At 71.1% G+C, this 15,219-nt stretch carries 20 protein-coding genes; 9 read left to right on the top strand and 11 right to left on the bottom strand.

The window, feature by feature from the left end; all coding sequences use genetic code 11:
* Positions 1–27 precede the first annotated feature (27 nt).
* Complete coding sequence (locus tag DEU35_RS08160; protein ID WP_116239186.1) at positions 28–1,062, top strand: LLM class flavin-dependent oxidoreductase; 1,035 nt, start codon at positions 28–30, stop codon at positions 1,060–1,062.
* A gap of 84 nt (positions 1,063–1,146) precedes the next feature.
* Positions 1,147–1,611: a GNAT family N-acetyltransferase gene (locus DEU35_RS08165; protein WP_116239187.1), complete on the top strand. Its 465-nt coding sequence runs from the start codon at positions 1,147–1,149 to the stop codon at positions 1,609–1,611.
* 15 nt (positions 1,612–1,626) lie between these two features.
* On the opposite strand, the gene DEU35_RS08170 is transcribed toward DEU35_RS08165, so the two are convergent.
* Together DEU35_RS08170 and DEU35_RS08175 are read right to left on the bottom strand one after the other, a co-directional pair.
* A complete protein-coding gene (locus tag DEU35_RS08170; RefSeq protein WP_116239188.1) occupies positions 1,627–2,151 on the bottom strand; it encodes a hypothetical protein in 525 nt (174 codons plus the stop codon).
* Positions 2,148–2,432, bottom strand: coding sequence for a hypothetical protein (locus tag DEU35_RS08175; protein ID WP_103206019.1), 285 nt, complete (start codon positions 2,430–2,432; stop codon positions 2,148–2,150). Before DEU35_RS08175 ends, DEU35_RS08170 begins: the two co-directional genes overlap by 4 nt.
* 212 nt (positions 2,433–2,644) lie before the next feature.
* Here DEU35_RS08175 and DEU35_RS17525 point away from each other — a divergent pair, with 212 nt between their 5' ends.
* Complete coding sequence (locus DEU35_RS17525) at positions 2,645–3,811, top strand: GNAT family N-acetyltransferase (protein WP_181904612.1); 1,167 nt, start codon at positions 2,645–2,647, stop codon at positions 3,809–3,811.
* 4 nt (positions 3,812–3,815) lie between these two features.
* On the opposite strand, the gene yiaA is transcribed toward DEU35_RS17525, so the two are convergent.
* Positions 3,816–4,283 carry an inner membrane protein YiaA gene (gene yiaA, locus DEU35_RS08190; protein WP_116239189.1) on the bottom strand — a complete coding sequence of 156 codons (468 nt, stop codon included), beginning with the start codon at positions 4,281–4,283 and terminating at the stop codon, positions 3,816–3,818.
* 189 nt (positions 4,284–4,472) lie between these two features.
* On the opposite strand from yiaA, the gene DEU35_RS08195 reads away from it, so the two are divergent.
* Positions 4,473–5,429, top strand: coding sequence for an NAD-dependent epimerase/dehydratase family protein (locus DEU35_RS08195; RefSeq protein ID WP_116239190.1), 957 nt, complete (start codon positions 4,473–4,475; stop codon positions 5,427–5,429).
* Here DEU35_RS08195 and DEU35_RS08200 read toward each other — a convergent pair.
* From DEU35_RS08200 to DEU35_RS08220, 5 genes are all read right to left on the bottom strand, one after another.
* On the bottom strand, positions 5,426–5,992 hold the full coding sequence (locus tag DEU35_RS08200; protein ID WP_103206016.1) for a ribonuclease H: 567 nt from the start codon (positions 5,990–5,992) through the stop codon (positions 5,426–5,428). The genes DEU35_RS08195 and DEU35_RS08200 overlap by 4 nt on opposite strands.
* An 89-nt stretch (positions 5,993–6,081) precedes the next feature.
* Complete coding sequence (gene gnd, locus DEU35_RS08205; RefSeq protein ID WP_116239191.1) at positions 6,082–7,143, bottom strand: phosphogluconate dehydrogenase (NAD(+)-dependent, decarboxylating); 1,062 nt, start codon at positions 7,141–7,143, stop codon at positions 6,082–6,084.
* A gap of 85 nt (positions 7,144–7,228) precedes the next feature.
* The gene (locus DEU35_RS08210; protein WP_116239192.1) at positions 7,229–7,732 is read right to left on the bottom strand and encodes a bifunctional nuclease family protein; all 504 of its coding nucleotides are present in this window, start codon (positions 7,730–7,732) and stop codon (positions 7,229–7,231) included.
* A 37-nt stretch (positions 7,733–7,769) separates the two neighbouring features.
* Entirely contained in the window at positions 7,770–8,390 is a 621-nt protein-coding gene (locus DEU35_RS08215; RefSeq protein WP_116239193.1) for a response regulator transcription factor, read from the bottom strand.
* Positions 8,387–9,550, bottom strand: coding sequence for a sensor histidine kinase (locus DEU35_RS08220; protein ID WP_116239194.1), 1,164 nt, complete (start codon positions 9,548–9,550; stop codon positions 8,387–8,389). The genes DEU35_RS08215 and DEU35_RS08220 overlap by 4 nt, the downstream gene beginning before the upstream one ends.
* Before the next feature lie 146 nt (positions 9,551–9,696).
* Between DEU35_RS08220 and DEU35_RS08225 the strand changes: the two genes are divergently transcribed.
* Together DEU35_RS08225 and DEU35_RS08230 are read left to right on the top strand one after the other, a co-directional pair.
* Positions 9,697–10,758 carry an FtsX-like permease family protein gene (locus DEU35_RS08225; protein WP_116239195.1) on the top strand — a complete coding sequence of 354 codons (1,062 nt, stop codon included), beginning with the start codon at positions 9,697–9,699 and terminating at the stop codon, positions 10,756–10,758.
* Positions 10,755–11,450, top strand: a complete 696-nt coding sequence (locus DEU35_RS08230) for an ABC transporter ATP-binding protein (protein ID WP_116239196.1) — start codon at positions 10,755–10,757, stop codon at positions 11,448–11,450. The genes DEU35_RS08225 and DEU35_RS08230 overlap by 4 nt, the downstream gene beginning before the upstream one ends.
* Here DEU35_RS08230 and DEU35_RS08235 read toward each other — a convergent pair.
* A complete protein-coding gene (locus DEU35_RS08235) occupies positions 11,431–11,793 on the bottom strand; it encodes a hypothetical protein (RefSeq protein ID WP_246078013.1) in 363 nt (120 codons plus the stop codon). The two genes, DEU35_RS08230 and DEU35_RS08235, sit on opposite strands and share 20 nt — an antisense overlap.
* Positions 11,794–12,023: 230 nt before the next feature.
* Here DEU35_RS08235 and DEU35_RS08240 point away from each other — a divergent pair, with 230 nt between their 5' ends.
* The gene (locus DEU35_RS08240; RefSeq protein ID WP_103206009.1) at positions 12,024–12,305 is read left to right on the top strand and encodes a metal-sensitive transcriptional regulator; all 282 of its coding nucleotides are present in this window, start codon (positions 12,024–12,026) and stop codon (positions 12,303–12,305) included.
* Between the two features lie 10 nt (positions 12,306–12,315).
* Positions 12,316–12,648, top strand: a complete 333-nt coding sequence (locus DEU35_RS08245) for a heavy-metal-associated domain-containing protein (protein WP_116239197.1) — start codon at positions 12,316–12,318, stop codon at positions 12,646–12,648.
* A 60-nt stretch (positions 12,649–12,708) separates the two neighbouring features.
* Here the strand turns inward: DEU35_RS08245 and DEU35_RS08250 are convergent, their stop codons facing one another.
* Both DEU35_RS08250 and DEU35_RS08255 read right to left on the bottom strand, forming a co-directional pair.
* Positions 12,709–12,999, bottom strand: coding sequence for a hypothetical protein (locus DEU35_RS08250; protein WP_174799648.1), 291 nt, complete (start codon positions 12,997–12,999; stop codon positions 12,709–12,711).
* Between the two features lie 99 nt (positions 13,000–13,098).
* On the bottom strand, positions 13,099–13,644 hold the full coding sequence (locus DEU35_RS08255; protein WP_103206006.1) for a PadR family transcriptional regulator: 546 nt from the start codon (positions 13,642–13,644) through the stop codon (positions 13,099–13,101).
* A gap of 132 nt (positions 13,645–13,776) precedes the next feature.
* Here DEU35_RS08255 and DEU35_RS08260 point away from each other — a divergent pair, with 132 nt between their 5' ends.
* Positions 13,777–15,216: a cytochrome ubiquinol oxidase subunit I gene (locus tag DEU35_RS08260; protein WP_103206005.1), complete on the top strand. Its 1,440-nt coding sequence runs from the start codon at positions 13,777–13,779 to the stop codon at positions 15,214–15,216.
* The last annotated feature ends 3 nt before the right edge of the window (positions 15,217–15,219 follow it).

Here is a 15,219-nt window from a genome sequence, read left to right on the forward strand (position 1 = left end):
ATCACCGACCGCGGCGTTACACACGTCATGCGCTCCTTCGGCACACTCTCCTTCGGCCATTACGGCCCCCTCGGCGGCGGTCGCCAGCTCAGCGCCGGCGACTCGATGCTCCAGGCGATCGACCTCGCCCAGGGCATGGACGACCTCGGGGTCAACGGCGTCTCGTTCCGCGTGCACCACTTCGCACGCCAGCAGGCGGCCCCCATGCCCCTGCTCGCCGCCATCGCCGCGCGCACCTCGCGCATCGAGGTCGGCACCGGCGTCATCGACATGCGATACGAGAACCCCCTCATGCTCGCCGAGGAGGCGGCATCCGTCGACCTCATCAGCGCCAACCGCCTCGCCCTGGGCGTGAGCCGCGGGTCACCCGAGACGGTCGTCCGCGGCTACGAGGCCTTCGGCTACACCGGGTCCGAGGATCCGCGCGGCGGCGACATCGCCCGCGAGCACTTCGACCTGTTCCTCCGCGCGATCGACGGCGAGGGTCTCGCCGAGCGCGATCCGATGAGCCCCTTCGGCGGCGGCACCGGCCTGCAGCGCATCGAGCCGCACTCCCCCGGCCTGCGCAAGCGCATCTGGTGGGGCGCCGGCACCACGGCCACCGCGGAGTGGGCCGGGCGGATCGGCGTTAACCTCATGTCATCGACGCTGCTCACCGAGGCCGACGGCACGCCCTTCGACCTCCTGCAGGCGCAGCAGCTCGATGCGTTCCGCGCCGCGTGGCGCGAGGCCGGCCACGAGGGCGAACCGCGCACCTCGGTCAGCCGCAGCATCTTCCCCATCGTCACCGCGGAAGACGAGATGTACTTCGGCGGCTCGGCCGGCAGCGACCAGATCGGCGTGATCGACGGCATGCGCTCGACCTTCGGCAAGACCTACGCCGCGACCCCCGACAAGCTCGTCGAGCAGCTGCAGAACGACGCCGCCGTGATGAGCGCCGACACGCTCATGCTCACGATCCCGTCTCAGATGGGGGTGGAGTTCAACCTCCGCCTGGTCGAGAACTTCGCGAAGCACGTCGCCCCCGCCCTCGGATGGCAGTCGACCCTCGCGACGGTCTGAACGACTCCCCGGACGGATCCGGATGCCGACTCGATCGGCATCCGGGTCCGTTCGGCGTTTCGCGCCGAGTCGTACGGTGAGAGGGTGAGCGTCACCATCCGCGAAGCCGTCTTCCCGCGAGACGGCGCGGCCGTCAGCGCCCTCGTCGGGGCGTACCTGCGGCAGACGGAGGCGGAGAAGGACGAACGCGGGCTCGCCGCCGACATCTTTCCCGAGCGCTACGCGCGGGAGATCGACGACCCGGCGGCGGCATTCGCGGGCCGGCACGCCCTCATCGCCACCGTCGACGGCGCAGATGTCGGTCTCGTCGTCTCATCGACCGTGCCCGAAGGCACGGAACTCTCGCGGGTGTGGACCGATCCGCGCGCCCGGGGGCGAGGCGTCGGAACCGCGTTGCTCACGGCTGCGCTCAACGGAGCCGTGCGACCGGTGCGTCTGTCGGTCTGGGATTGGCGTGAGCCCGCGGTGCGGATGTACCGCGCCGCGGGTTTCGAGGTCGTCCCGTCGTGGGACGATCGGCCGGGGCTCATGTGCCTCGAGCTGCGGTGACGCGAACCGCGCTGCTCAGCGCGACGGCGGCACCCGCATCGTGCCGTCGAGCGTCAACCCGTTCTGATCGACGGCGCCCGTGGCATCCGCCTGCTCCGCCTGAGCGTCGGCATACCAGAGGCAGACGAGCCCCCGCTCACGCCACAGGGCTTGGCGGCTCATCGCGTCCTCGACCATCCAGAACGCTCCGCCTGCGGTTCGACGGCGCAGCTCGGCGAGCCAGGTCGCGTACCCCGGATCCGGTTCGGATGCCGCGGCGTGGGGCCGCGCGAGCTCGATGAAGCGGTCGGCCAGGGTCTCGGCCGTCCAGTCGGTGCGCCCGTCCTGGAAGACGTCCTCTCCGCCCGCGCTGGAGTACCTCAGCACGACGTTACTCTCCCGCTCGAGAGGACTGTCGTGCGTCTCGCCCGGTTCGGGAACGAACACGCGGCACCGCCAGTGCCCCGTCGCGTAGAGGTTCGTGTTGATGCGGATCCCCTGCCAGCCGCGCTCGTGGGCGCGCGCCACGGCCGCGACGAGACGGAACGCGACGGGAATCACCGGTACTCCGTCAGCCCCCGCGAGCGGGCGATGGTCTGCGACACGAGGTACTCGCCCCACGCCACCGCGTAGGCGCCGAGAGCGGCCCACACCCACGCGGAGGGCAGGATGCCGATGACCCCGAGCAACGCCGCGATCGTCAGCACGACGACGACAGCGAGCACCGGCACGATCGCCCGCGCGCCGATGGCACCCGCGCTGGTGCGCCAGATCACCAGCAGCGCTCCCGCCGTCGCGACGAGGAGGATGACGGGGGTGAACCATGGCCCCAGGGCACCCATGGTGATCGCGGCACCGATACCGGCGGTGGCGAGGGACGCGGTGCGGAGGGCGCGGATCCGTGTCGGAGAGGGCGAGACGGCGATGGGATGCTCCTGGGAGGGGGGCTGAACGCGGGGAACCGAACCCGCCCATGACGACGGGCAGGGACGGCTTTCCAGGGTACCCGCGCCTCGATCCGCCGCCGCGGGGCGTTCGTGTCTACGGTGGACACGTGGGCATCTCTCTGACGCGTGTCGATCTCTCGGGTGCAGACGATCGCGCCGCGCTGACGGCGTTCCTCACCTCGAACACCTTCCCTTTCCACGTGCGCGTGCGTCCGACGGTCGCGCAGGTCGAGGACGACATCCGCGCGGGCTCCTGGGACGGCGACGACGTCGAGACCTTCTGGATCGACGACGAGAGGGACGGCCGCGTCGGTGTGATCCGGCTGGAGGACCTGCAAGACGCCACCGCGACGGTCGATCTGCGGCTCGCCGACGGCGCCCGCGGTCGAGGCTTCGGCTCGGCGGCGTTGTCGGCCGCGACCCACCTCGTCTTCTCTCACCACCCCGGCGTCATCCGATTCGAGGGGCAGACCCGCGACGACAACGTCGCCATGCGGCGGGTCTTCGAACGATGCGGCTGGGTGCTCGAGGCGCACTACCGCGACGGCTGGCCCGTCGAGGGCGGCGACCCCCTGGCATCCGTCGCCTACAGCGTTCTGCGCCGCGACTGGGCGAGTGGCTCCACGACGCCCGTGCCGCGTGGACCCGAGGTGACGCTCCGCGGCGAGTTGCGCTGCGCCGACGCCACCGAGGCGCAGCGCGTGCGCGCACATCTCGCCGAGCACATCGCTCTGACACGTGCGGAACCGGGATGCCTCTCTTTCGACGTCGACCCCACCGACACCGACGGCGTCTGGAGCGTGTCGGAGCGCTTCGTCGATGAAGCGGCTTTCGACGCGCACCAGCGCCGCGTCGCCGCGAGCACGTGGGGACGCGAGACCGCCGGGATCCAGCGCTTCTACGTCATCCACGGAAGGGCCTTGGATGCCGACGCCCTCATCGTCACGGCCTGGGCGGCCGAAGAGACGCTTCTGCATCCGGCGGTGCGCTCGAACCCTCGCGAGCTGAACCGGTTGCTCGACCCCGAGTTCGTCGAGGTCGGCCAGTCCGGCCGTCGGTGGACGCGAGACGGGATCGTCGCCGCCCTGGGGGATGAACCGGGAACCGACTCCTCGTCCCTCGTCGAAGAACGAGAGAGTCGGCTCGTCGGACCTGACACGGTCCTCTTGACCTATCTGCTGCGCTTCGAGAACCGCGTCAGCCGCCGGTCGTCCCTCTGGCGCTGCGACCCCGCACCGCGGTGCCTGTTCCACCAGGGGACGCCGGTCGGCTGAGGCGTCACCCGTTCGCCGGGAAGGCGGTGTACTCCGCCGGCGCACTGTCGGGGTGGAGGTTCCGGAACGCCGCGAGGTCACGCACGTTCTTCTGCACCGCGACAACGGCGAAGAGGCTCATCGCGAAGCCGATGCCGTAGAAGCCCTTCTCGGACAGCAGCAGCTCGGCGTTCCAGAGGCCGACCGCCATGAGGGCGAGCGCGACGAGAAGCATGCCCCAGGCGACGCCGAGGTAAGCGCCGGTCACGGGGATGTCTTCCGCACGGTCGCGGACGGCCTTCTGCACCGAGATGGCGGCGAAGAGACCGAGCAGGAAGACCGCGAGGTAGAACCCCTTCTCGGCGAGCGTCATCTGTGCGTTGTACAGGCCGATGAAGTACACCGAGGCCCCCAGCCCGAGCGCCACCCACGAGGCCCCCACGAACGCTCCGGTCGGGCGACCGAGCATGTGTTGAGCGTGTCCATCCGTCATCTTTCCCACCCCTTCGTCGGGTCCCCTGGCGGGGACGTATGCCGTGGCGGAGAAACTAGCGGAAAGTTCATGCCGAAAATGCCATGATCCCTTCACCTGTGGACAACGACGGGGAGCGACCACGGGTCCTCGTCCGCCGTCCGCGAACCCCGTCGACCTGGCGCCGCCGAAGATGGTTTGCTGGCCCGCATGCGACAGCTCCTCATCCTCGGTGGAACCGGATGGCTCGGCCGCGCCGTCGCGGCGCAGGCCCTCGCGCAGGGGGCCGAGGTCACCTGCCTCGCCCGCGGCGAATCCGGCGAGACGGCACCAGGTGCACGACTGATCCGCGCCGACCGCAACGACCCCGACTCCTACGCGCGCGTGCAGCGCGACTGGGACGAGGTGGTCGAGCTCTCGTGGGACCCGGGATTCGTGGCATCCGCCCTCGACGCCCTCGCCGACCGCGCAGCGCACTGGAGCCTGATCTCGAGCGTCTCGGTGTATGCCCGCTCGGACATCCCCTTCGCCGACGAGTCGGCGGAGCTCGTCGAGCCGAGCGACCTCGAGCAGTACGCGGATGCCAAGGTGCACGCCGAACGGCTCACCTCGGCGCGACTGGGTGACCGGGTGCTCCTCGCGCGGGCGGGGCTGATCGCGGGGCCGGGCGATCCCACCGACCGCTTCGGCTACTGGCCCGCGCGCTATGCCCGCGGCGGGCGGGTCGTCGCGCCCGTGGCGGCCGACCGTCACGTCCAGGCGATCGACGTGGACGATCTCGCCGCGTGGATCGCGCACGCCGGACGCACGGGTGTCACGGGCCCGATCAACGCGGTCGGCGAAGAACTGCCGCTCGCCGCGGTGCTCGCGGCGGCCCGCGATGCGGCCGGAACGGCGAGCGAGACCGTCACCCTCGACGATGACACCCTCATCGCGCGCGGCGTCGCCTACTGGGCCGGGCCGCGCTCACTCCCCCTGTGGCTGCCCGAGAGCGCGGGCGGATTCGCACGGCGCAGCGACGCCGCCTTCGTGGCATCCGGAGGGCGACGCCGCTCCCTCGCCGAGACGATACGCCGCACGCTCGACGATGAGCGCGAGCGCGGACTGGACCGCCCCCGCCGCGCCGGACTCACACCCGCCGAAGAGGCGGAAGTCATCGGCGCCTAACGCCCGTTGCGGTCAGCCGCAGAACGCGGAGGCGCCGACGACACCTCAAGCGTGTCGAGACCGCGAAGCGAGGTCCAGATCAGCTCCTCACCCTTCGCGGCGTGCTGCGACGCGCGCACGGCGCGCTCGTCGGCCCACGAGTTGAGCACGTGCCCCGAGTGCCCGCGCACGTGTTCGAGTTCGACGTCGGGCAGGCCCGCGGCCCGTCGGGCGTCACGGGCGGCGATGAGGGCTTCGAGGATGCCCTGGTTGGCGACCGGCTTCTTCGCGCTCGTGACCCAGCCGCGGCGGCGATGGCCGTCCATCCACTTCGAGTAGGTGTCGATGGCGTACTTCGAATCGGCCTGCACCACGAGCTCGCGCACGTCGGCATGGTCGGTGATGGCGTGCAGGAGCCCGAGCAGCTCGCCGATGTTGTTCGTGCCCTCGGGGATCGATCCGGCCGCCCAGTGTCCGTCTTCGCCGACCCAGGCCCACCCGGCAGGCCCGGGGTTGCCCTTGCAGGCGCCGTCGGTGGCGACGACGTAGCGGTCAGCGGGCGACGGGGAATCGGTACTGCTCATCCCTCTAGTCTCCCCCGGGGCGCCGCGGACGAACGACGACGCCCCCGCCGCCGGCCCGATGACCGGCGGCGGGGGCGTCGTCGTAGGGGTCAGTCGCGGCCGCTCTCGGCCTTCTTCTGACCTGCCTCGAGCACATCGCCCGCCGGCAGTTCCTGGTGCCCGCCGAACTGCAGACGCATCGCCGAGAGCACCTGGTTGGCGAAGTGGTCCTCGCCGCGCGAGGCGAACCGCTCGAACAGCGACGCGGCCAGCACGGGCACCGGCACGCCCGTGTCGACGGCGGCCTTGACGGTCCAGCGCCCCTCGCCCGAGTCGGACACGCGACCAGCCAGACCATCGAGCGTCGGGTTCTGGGCGAGAGCCGCCGCGGTGAGGTCGAGCAGCCACGACGAGATGACCGAGCCGCGGCGCCAGAGCTCGGTGACGCGGGCCGTGTCGATGTCGAACTGGTAGAACTCGGGCTCCTCGAGGGGAGCGACCTCGGCGGAGTGCTCCCCCTGGTGCAGTCCCGCGTCGGCGTTGTTGAGCACGTTCAGCCCCTCGGCGAGAGCCGCCATGATGCCGTACTCGATGCCGTTGTGGACCATCTTCACGAAGTGACCCGAGCCGGAGGGGCCGCAGTGCAGATAGCCGCGCTCCTCGGTGGTGTAGTCGCCGGTGCGACCGGGCGTGCGCTCGACCTCTCCCGGCCCGGGGGCGACGGTGCGCAGGACCGGCTCGAGGTGCGCGACGGCCTCGTCGTGGCCGCCCACCATGAGGCAGTAGCCGCGCTCGAGACCGAAGACTCCGCCGCTCGTGCCCACGTCGACGTAGTGGATGCCGCTCTCGTCGAGCTTCTTCGCCCGGCGCACGTCGTCGCGGTAGTTCGAGTTGCCGCCGTCGATGATGATGTCGCCCGGCTCGAGGACGGCGGCGACCTCGTCGACGACCGTGCCGGTGAGACCGGCGGGGATCATGAGCCATACGGCGCGGGGCTTCTGCAGTTTCGAGGCGAGATCGGCGATGCTCGTCGCCCCGGTGGCCCCCTCCGCGACCAGGGATGCCACGGCATCCTGGTTCACGTCGAACACGACGCAGCCGTGACCGTCCCTCATGAGCCTGCGGACGATGTTGGCGCCCATTCGTCCGAGTCCGACCATGGCGAGTTGCATTGGTTCCCCGTTCGTCGTGGATCACGGCCGCCGCACGCGGCCCCTCCGCGAGTCTAGGAGCGTACGAGGGCACGAAGGATCGGTGCTAGCCCTGGAAATCCGCGGGATCGACGTCGTCAAGGAACCGTCGGAATTCCTCGACACGGTCCTCGTCGGCGCCCCCACCGTCGAGCTCCACGGTCTCGTCGGGCACCGCGGCCTCGTCGAACACGGCGTCCGCCACGAGGATCGGAGCATCGGCGCGTGCCGCGAGGGCGATGGCATCCGAGGGACGGGAGTCGAAGGTCCGCGGCCCCGCCGGGGTGTTCACCACCACCCGCGCGTGGAAGGTCCCCTCGTCGAGGTGGGTGATCTCGACGCGATCCACGGAGGCCGACAGTTCACCGAGCATCGCGGTCATGAGGTCGTGCGCGAGAGGACGCGGCGAGCCGGTGCGTTCGATCGCGACGAGGATCGACATGGCCTCCTGCGGCCCGATCCAGACGGGAAGCACCCGGTCGCCGTCCGTCGTGGTGTCGACGGGCTTCAGCAGGATGACGTGCTGCTGCGCCGGATCCAGTGCGACCCCGACGACGTGCACCCGGATCATGCAGCCATCGTACGGGGCGCGCCCGTGGCCCGCGCGTTCAGCGCAGGATGCCGAGACTCCGCGCGGCCGAGACGGCGGCGGTGCGCGACGAGACGCCGAGCTTGGAGAACACGTGCGCGAGGTGGGATTTCACCGTCGCGTCGGTGATGTGCAGGCGCGCGGCGACCTCGGCGTTCGAGGCGCCTCGCGCGACGAGACGAACCACCTCGATCTCGCGCGCCGAGAGCGTCACCCGGGGCTCGCGCAGGCGGGCCAGCAGGCGCCCCGCGATGGCCGGAGCCAGGGCGCTCTGCCCCGCGGCGGCGGCGCGGACGCCCGCGAGCAGCTCGTGGGGCGGGGCGTCCTTCAGCAGATAACCGCTGGCGCCCGCCTCGACGGCACCGAGGATGTCGCCGTCGGTGTCGTAGTTCGTCAGCACGAGCACGTACGGCGGCGCGGCCAGGGCGCGCACCCGCCGGGTGGCCTCGGCGCCGGCGGCCCGCTCGCCGAACTGCAGGTCCATCAGGACGAGCTCCGGAGCGAGCGATTCGGCGAGCGTGACGGCTTCGTCTGCGGTGGCGGCCTCGCCGATGACCGCGATGTCGTGCTCGGCGTCGAGCAGGGCGCGGACGCCGGCACGTACGACCGGGTGGTCGTCGGCGATGAGCACGCGGATCACGACGTCGCTCCCGGCAGCACCACGGTGATGGTCGAACCGACGCCGGGCGCGCTGTCGACCTCGAGCACGCCGTCGAGCTGGTCGACGCGCTCGCGCATGGCCCGCAGCCCGAAGGAGTCGGTTCCGGCTGCCGCGGCCTCGGCGCCGCTCGCATCGAACCCGGCGCCGTCGTCGGAGATCGTCAGACGCGCACCGCTCGACTGCGGCACGAGCCGCATACTCACGCGCCGCGCCCCGGCGTGCTGGGCGACGTTCGCGAGGGCGCCCTGGGCGATGCGCAGCAGGGCGGTCTGCGCGTCCATGGGCAGCGAGACCGCGGCATCCACCTCGACCTCGACGTCGATGCCCTCGCGGGTCCCCCACCCGGCGGCCAGACGCTCGAGGGCGGACCCCAGGCCACGATCGAGGCTCGGCGGCGAGAGTTCGCGGATGAACCGGCGAGTCTCGGCGAGACCGTCGGCCGCGGTCTGACGAGCGAGTCGAACGTGGTCGATACCGGGGCCGTCGGCGTCCGCCCGCTCCGCGGCGTGGAGGAGCATCTGGATGCTGGAGAGCCCCTGCGCCACGGTGTCGTGCAGCTCCCGCGCCAGTCGCGCCCGCTCGGCGAGGGTGCCCTGCTCGCGCTCGGCGGCCGCGAGCCGATCGCGCGTGGCGAGGAGCTCGGCCATGAGGGCTTCACGCTCCGCCGCCCGTCGCTCGAGGGCTCCGTAGCCCAGGCCGATGAGCAGCGCCACACCCGCACCGACGACAGGCCCGACGACGCCGCCGACGGTGAGGCCCCCGTGGACGGCGAACGCGGCGATCGTGAGAGCGGTCGCGCCGACGACCGCCACGGGACCGGCGACCCCGGGCAGCACGTGCAGATACAGGAAGAACAGCGGGAAGACGAGGTACGCCGCCTCGGGGACGAGCCACACCAGTGCCGCCCACACCACCGTGAGCGCCGCCACCCACACCACGCCGCGCCGCGATCGCCCCGCGCGGGCGATCCAGAGGCCCGCGAGGTACACCGCGCCCAGCGCTCCCGCGAGCACGAGGGCGAGCACCGACCCGTCCGTCAGCAGCACGCGCGCGACGACGAGAGCGAGCAGGCCGCCGAAGAGGGCGTGCAAGCCCGCGCGCAGCCCCGCGAAGACGGGGGCGAGGGGACGATGGGTCATTTCCCGATCCAGGCTACGGATGCCGGGACCTCGGCGGATCATCCGAAAGGTGGAGGAGAGGTTCGCCCACCCCGCCGATGACGGCCAGGGCGGTCCGGGCGAGGGTGGAACGGTGCCGGCGAGAGTCGTCGGCGAAAGGAGGCGACGTGTACGTCGCATGGCGCGATCTGCGGTTCGCCCGCGGGCGATTCGCCCTCATCGGGGCGGTCGTCGCCCTCGTCACCCTGCTCGTCGGGTTCCTGTCGGGTCTCACGGGCGGTCTGGCCGTGCAGAACGTCTCGGCCGTGATCGCCCTGCCCGCAGACCGGCTCGTGCTGCACCCGATCGAGGGCGCGAGTGCGACCTTCGCGGATTCCGCCATCGCGGCCGACACCGTCGCCGCGTGGCGCGCGGCCCCGGGCGTCGAGACGGTCACCCCCGTCGGCATCTTGCAGACACGGGTCGAGGGACCGGGCGCCGCGACGGCCGTCGCCCTCTTCGGCCTCGACGCGGGAACGGCCTTCGCCGCCCCGCGCCGCGACGACGAGGTCGACCTGTCGGCGGGGGCCGCGAAGGCCCTGGACGCGGTGGTGGGCGACGACGTATCCGTCGCGGGCTCGTCGTACCGTGTGGCCGCGATCGGTGGCGACGACTGGTACAGCCATACGCCCGTCGTCACGCTCAGCACGGCCGCCTGGACGGCCCTCGACCAGCGTCTGGGTGGGACGGGGCAGCCGACGGTGCTCGCCGTCACCGGCTCCCCCGCGTGGGACTCCGTCGCCGCCGACACCGGCACCACGGCATCCACTCCCCTGGCGAGTCTCACCGCGCTGTCGACGTTCCGCTCCGAGATCGGCTCGCTCGCGTTGATGATCGCGATGCTGTTCGGCGTCTCGGCGCTCGTGGTCGGCGCGTTCTTCACCGTGTGGAGCATGCAGCGCTCGGCCGACATCGCCGTGCTCAAGGCCCTCGGGGCGAGCACCCCCGCTCTCGTGCGCGACGCTCTCGGCCAGGCCCTCGTGCTTCTCGTGGGAGGGGTAGGGGTCGGCATCGGCCTGACCGCCCTGCTCGGCGTCCTCGCGGGTGGCGCGCTGCCCTTCGTTCTGAGCCCGCTGACAACTCTCGCTCCCGCAGCGGGTTTGATCGCGCTCGGCCTTCTCGGTGCGGCCGTCTCTCTCCGCACCGTCATCTCGTCCGACCCCCTCACCGCCCTCGGGAGCACCCGATGATCCTTCTCGACGACGTCACCCTGACCTACCCCGACGGAGACGCCCGCGTCACCGCCGTCGACCATGTCACGCTGGAGGGACGACCGGGCCTCGTGACCGGCATCACCGGCCCCTCGGGTTCGGGCAAATCGAGCCTCCTGGCCCTGGCCGCCACCCTCGTGCGATCCGACTCCGGGCGGGTGATCGTCGCGGGGACGGATGCCACCCGGCTCGGCGCCGCGGCGGCGACGGCGCTGCGGCGTCAGAGCATCGGCATCGTGTTCCAGCAGCCGCAATTGCTTCCGGCCCTCACCGCTCGCGAGCAGCTGCGGGTCATGGCCGAGCTCGGCGGCCCCGGCCGGCGCGAACGGCGCGTGCTCGTTCGTTCGCGGGTCGACGAGCTGCTCGAGGCCGTCGGTCTCGGCGCCCTGGCGGATCGTCGGCCCGCCCAGCTCTCCGGCGGTCAACGTCAGCGGGTGGCGATCGCCCGTGCTCTCGTGCACGAGCCGCGGGTACTGCTGGTCGACGAGCCGACGAGCGCTCTCGACAGCACCCGGGGCGGGGAGATCATGGCTCTGCTGTCACGACTCACGCGGGAACGCGAAACGGCGACGCTGCTCGTGACGCACGACCTCGTGCACGCAGACGCACTCGACGAGACCGTCGAGGTCGTCGACGGTCGAGCGGCGCTCGTCACCACCCGTACGCGTTGAACCACTCGCGACGGCGGTCGGCCTCGGCGCGCGAGTCGTCACCTCGCCACGAATCGTGGGGCTCGAGCAGGCCGCCGTCGTCGCGGTTCACGAACGCCCAGCAGATCGGGCAGAGTGCGCGGCCGCCGGGGAATCCGTCGCCGAGGGTGGGGGCGGGTTCGGCGGGGGTCCCACCCGCGACGCACTCGGGCGGGTCGGCTTGCAGGTCGCTCCAGAGCAGCCGTCCGCCGGTGCGGTGGTGAAGGCCGCGGTGGCCGTCCTCACGGGTGCAGATCTCGCCGTTTCTTCGGCTGAGACACAGCCTCCGGGCGGCGCCCGGAAGCGCTGCCAGTGTTCGCGTCATCCTTCGATTGTCGCCGCTGCGAGCGCAACGGGGGCAGGTGCGGGATGCGCACGGGGCGGTGGGGGCCGGTGGGGAAGGGATCGGCGGTCATCGCTGACCACCACCGGTGCGACGAGAGAACATGTCGACCTCCTGGTTTGCCCACCATCCGCTCGTCAGCCGAAGATTTCGAGGGGGTTGACAGGACGAAGGACGGTGCTACGTATACCCCATGGGGGTATCGTGGAGCCATGCACGGATACGAGGGCCACAAAGACGACCTCCTCAAGCGCCTGCGCCGCGCCGAGGGGCAGGTGCGCGGCATCGCGCGCATGGTCGACGACGACCAGTACTGCATCGACATCCTCACCCAGGTCTCCGCGGTAACCAAGGCTCTCGAGAACGTCGCCCTCTCACTGCTCGACGACCACCTCTCGCACTGCGTCGCCGAGGCGGCCGCACAGGGCGGCCCCGTCGCCGAAGAGAAGCTCAGAGAAGCCAACCAGGCGATCGCTCGCCTGGTCCGCTCGTAAGGAGACACGTATGACCGAACAGCGCATCGACCTCGGCCTCACCTCGACCTCGCCCGCCGGCGGCGGGTGCGGCGACGGGTGCGGGTGCGGCCACGGAGCCGCGGCATCCGCCCCTGCCGTCCGCGCGGACGCGGCGACGACCGACGTGATCCGCGTCGAGGGGATGACCTGTGCGCACTGCGTGCGCGCGGTCACCGAAGAGCTCAACGCGCTCGACGGCGTGGAGGTCGTCGACGTCGAACTCCGTGTCGGCGACGCTTCGCTCGTGCGCATCGCGGGCACGGCCGACGACGACGCGCTCACCGCAGCCATCGACGAGGCCGGGTATACGCGCGTGCGCTGACCCCGCACGTCCGATCATCCCGCGGGCGAGCCTCACCCGACGCCGATCACCGAGTCGGGTTCAGAAGGCGCGGCGCACCAGGACGTCGACGGCGGCGTGGAAAGTGAGGTGCTGAGACACCTCGACCGCGCGGTCGTAGCGCGCACCGCCGAGGGCCACGAAGACGGCGCCGACGACCTCGACGTACCCGACGATGTACCCGTCGCGGGCGACCTCGTACAGGTCGAGATCGACGCGTGTCCACGGGATCTCGGTGAGGACGGGCGGAGCGGAGGACGGGGCCGCTTTCGCCGCGGCGCGGGCCGCAGCCTTCGATGATCCCGGGCGGCTGAGGGGTGCTTCCATGACCATGCGAGACTCCTTGGCTCCTCCGGGGTGCTCTCAGCCTGCGCCGTTCACCCGTGAATCTCGCGGCCCTTGACGAGACGTCGCATCGAAGCTACGGCGAGGTCAGACGGCACTGCGCGCGGGGCGACCGCGGCGCGGACGCTCGTCCGACAGGTCGAACGGCTCCACCCCCGCCGTGAGCGTCTCGACCTCGTCGAGCCACCGCAGGTCGGCCTCGAGTCGCACCCGGCGAGCGGTGAGCACGATGGCCGCGGGAACGGCATCCGTCCGCTCCGCCTGCACCTCGGCGAGCGCCGCACGGACCGCTTCGCGCTGGACCGACAGGATGCCGGGCACATCCGCTCCCGGCAGCGTCACGGCGAGCGCGATCTTGAGGGCCACGTCGTCGCGCCCCTCGACCAGGGATGCCCCCGAGAGCCACGCACGCAGCTCGGCGCGACCGTCGGCGGTCACCTCCCACAGCACGCGCGCTTCGTCGTCGAGGCCGGCGCCCTGTACCAGCCCGTCGCGCTCGAGGCGCTCGAGGGTCGTGTACACCTGGCCGACGTTCACCCGCGCGCCCGTGCGGCGCTCGTACTCGGCCCGCAGCTGGGAGCCGTAGCAGGTGCCGCGATCGAGGATCGCGAGCAGGCTCAGACGGACGGACACGGGCGCCTCCTGGCGACGGAGAAATGACTTGCCGAGTATATCGTTCGACGCCGAGGGATCGCCCGACGCGCCGGAAGGCCCCGGCGTAGCATGTGGTCTGACCACACAGTCCGGTTCGATCGGAGGCTCCTGATGGAGTGGCTCGACCCTCTCGCCCTCGCCCGCTGGCAGTTCGGGTTGACGACGCTGTACCACTTCCTCTTCGTGCCCCTGACGCTCGGGATGTCGCTCATCGTGGCGATCTTCCAGACCGTCTGGTACCGCACCGGAGACGTGCGATGGCTTCACATCACCCGGTTCTTCGGGAAGATCTTCCTCATCAACTTCGCCATGGGCGTGGTCACCGGAATCGTGCAGGAGTTTCAGTTCGGCATGAACTGGTCGGCCTACTCCCGCTTCGTCGGCGACGTCTTCGGCGCACCTCTCGCCTTCGAGGGGCTGCTCGCGTTCTTCCTCGAGGCGACCTTCATCGGCCTCTGGATCTTCGGGTGGGACAAGCTCCCCCGCCTCGCGCACCTGGCGAGCATCTGGATGGCCGGCATCGGCGCCACCCTGTCGGCGTACTTCATCATCGCCGCCAACGCCTTCATGCAGAACCCGGTCGGGTACCAGATGTCGGCCGACGGCCACCGCGCCGAACTCGTGGACTTCTGGGCGATGCTCACGAACCCCGTCGCCCTCGCCGCCTTCCCGCACACGATCTTCGCGGGCTGGATGTTCGCCGCGATGGTCGTCGTCGCCGTCTCGGCCTGGCACATGGCGCGCGGTCGCAACACCGACATGATGCGCAAGACGCTCCGTTTCGGTCTGTGGTCGACGCTGGTGTCTTTCGTGCTCGTCGCGATCGTGGGCGACCAACTGAGCCTGGTCATGGTGGCCACGCAGCCGATGAAGATGGCGGCGGCCGAGGCGACGTTCAACACCGTCTGCGGCCAGGACGCGTCGTTCTCGATCTTCACACTCGGCACGCCCGATGGAACGAGCGAGCTGTTCTCCATCCGCGTGCCCTTCCTGCTCAGCATCCTGTCCACGCACTCCCTCGACGGCTGCGTCGAGGGCATCAACGACCTCAACACCCTCTACAGCCAGCAGATGTTCCCGCAGTTCGCCGACCAGGTCGACGGCAACTTCGCCCCCGTCCTCTGGGTCACCTACTGGGCGTTCCGCTGGATGATCGCCCTCGGCGGCATCGCGGCGCTCGTCAGTGTCGTCGGCCTCTGGGTGACCCGAAAGAAGGCGACCCGCCCGGTCGCCCCGTGGATGTGGCGCGTGGCGATCTGGGCCGCTCCGCTGCCGATGCTCGCGAGCCTCGTCGGCTGGCTCTTCACCGAGATGGGCCGGCAGCCGTGGATCGTCTTCGGGCTCATGCTCACGCAGGACGGCGTCTCGCCCAGCGTGCCCGGCTGGAGCGTGCTGATCTCGCTGATCGCCTTCACCCTCGTCTACGCCACCCTCGCCGTCGTGGAGTTCGGTCTCATCGTGAAGTTCGCGCAGAAGGGCCCCGAGCCCCTGCCCGATCCGGATGCCGAGCACGACGACTCCATCGAGAACACCCCGACCACGGTCTACTAGGAG

Origin of the sequence: Microbacterium sp. AG157, from assembly GCF_003385695.1 — a bacterium.
In the GTDB taxonomy this organism is placed as follows: domain Bacteria; phylum Actinomycetota; class Actinomycetes; order Actinomycetales; family Microbacteriaceae; genus Microbacterium; species Microbacterium testaceum.

Bases quoted from the DNA above. Each gene is read 5' to 3' on its own strand.
- DEU35_RS08160 (WP_116239186.1), top strand. From the start codon at position 28: ATGCGCTCCTTCGGCACACTCTCCTTCGGCCATTACGGCCCCCTCGGC.
- DEU35_RS08175 (WP_103206019.1), bottom strand. From the start codon at position 2,432: ATGGGTGCCCTGGGGCCATGGTTCACCCCCGTCATCCTCCTCGTCGCG.
- yiaA (WP_116239189.1), bottom strand. From the start codon at position 4,283: ATGACGGATGGACACGCTCAACACATGCTCGGTCGCCCGACCGGAGCG.
- DEU35_RS08195 (WP_116239190.1), top strand. From the start codon at position 4,473: ATGCGACAGCTCCTCATCCTCGGTGGAACCGGATGGCTCGGCCGCGCC.
- DEU35_RS08200 (WP_103206016.1), bottom strand. From the start codon at position 5,992: ATGAGCAGTACCGATTCCCCGTCGCCCGCTGACCGCTACGTCGTCGCC.
- gnd (WP_116239191.1), bottom strand. From the start codon at position 7,143: ATGCAACTCGCCATGGTCGGACTCGGACGAATGGGCGCCAACATCGTC.
- DEU35_RS08210 (WP_116239192.1), bottom strand. From the start codon at position 7,732: ATGATCCGGGTGCACGTCGTCGGGGTCGCACTGGATCCGGCGCAGCAG.
- DEU35_RS08220 (WP_116239194.1), bottom strand. From the start codon at position 9,550: ATGACCCATCGTCCCCTCGCCCCCGTCTTCGCGGGGCTGCGCGCGGGC.
- DEU35_RS08230 (WP_116239196.1), top strand. From the start codon at position 10,755: ATGATCCTTCTCGACGACGTCACCCTGACCTACCCCGACGGAGACGCC.
- DEU35_RS08235 (WP_246078013.1), bottom strand. From the start codon at position 11,793: ATGACGCGAACACTGGCAGCGCTTCCGGGCGCCGCCCGGAGGCTGTGT.
- DEU35_RS08240 (WP_103206009.1), top strand. From the start codon at position 12,024: ATGCACGGATACGAGGGCCACAAAGACGACCTCCTCAAGCGCCTGCGC.
- DEU35_RS08245 (WP_116239197.1), top strand. From the start codon at position 12,316: ATGACCGAACAGCGCATCGACCTCGGCCTCACCTCGACCTCGCCCGCC.
- DEU35_RS08250 (WP_174799648.1), bottom strand. From the start codon at position 12,999: ATGGTCATGGAAGCACCCCTCAGCCGCCCGGGATCATCGAAGGCTGCG.
- DEU35_RS08260 (WP_103206005.1), top strand. From the start codon at position 13,777: ATGGAGTGGCTCGACCCTCTCGCCCTCGCCCGCTGGCAGTTCGGGTTG.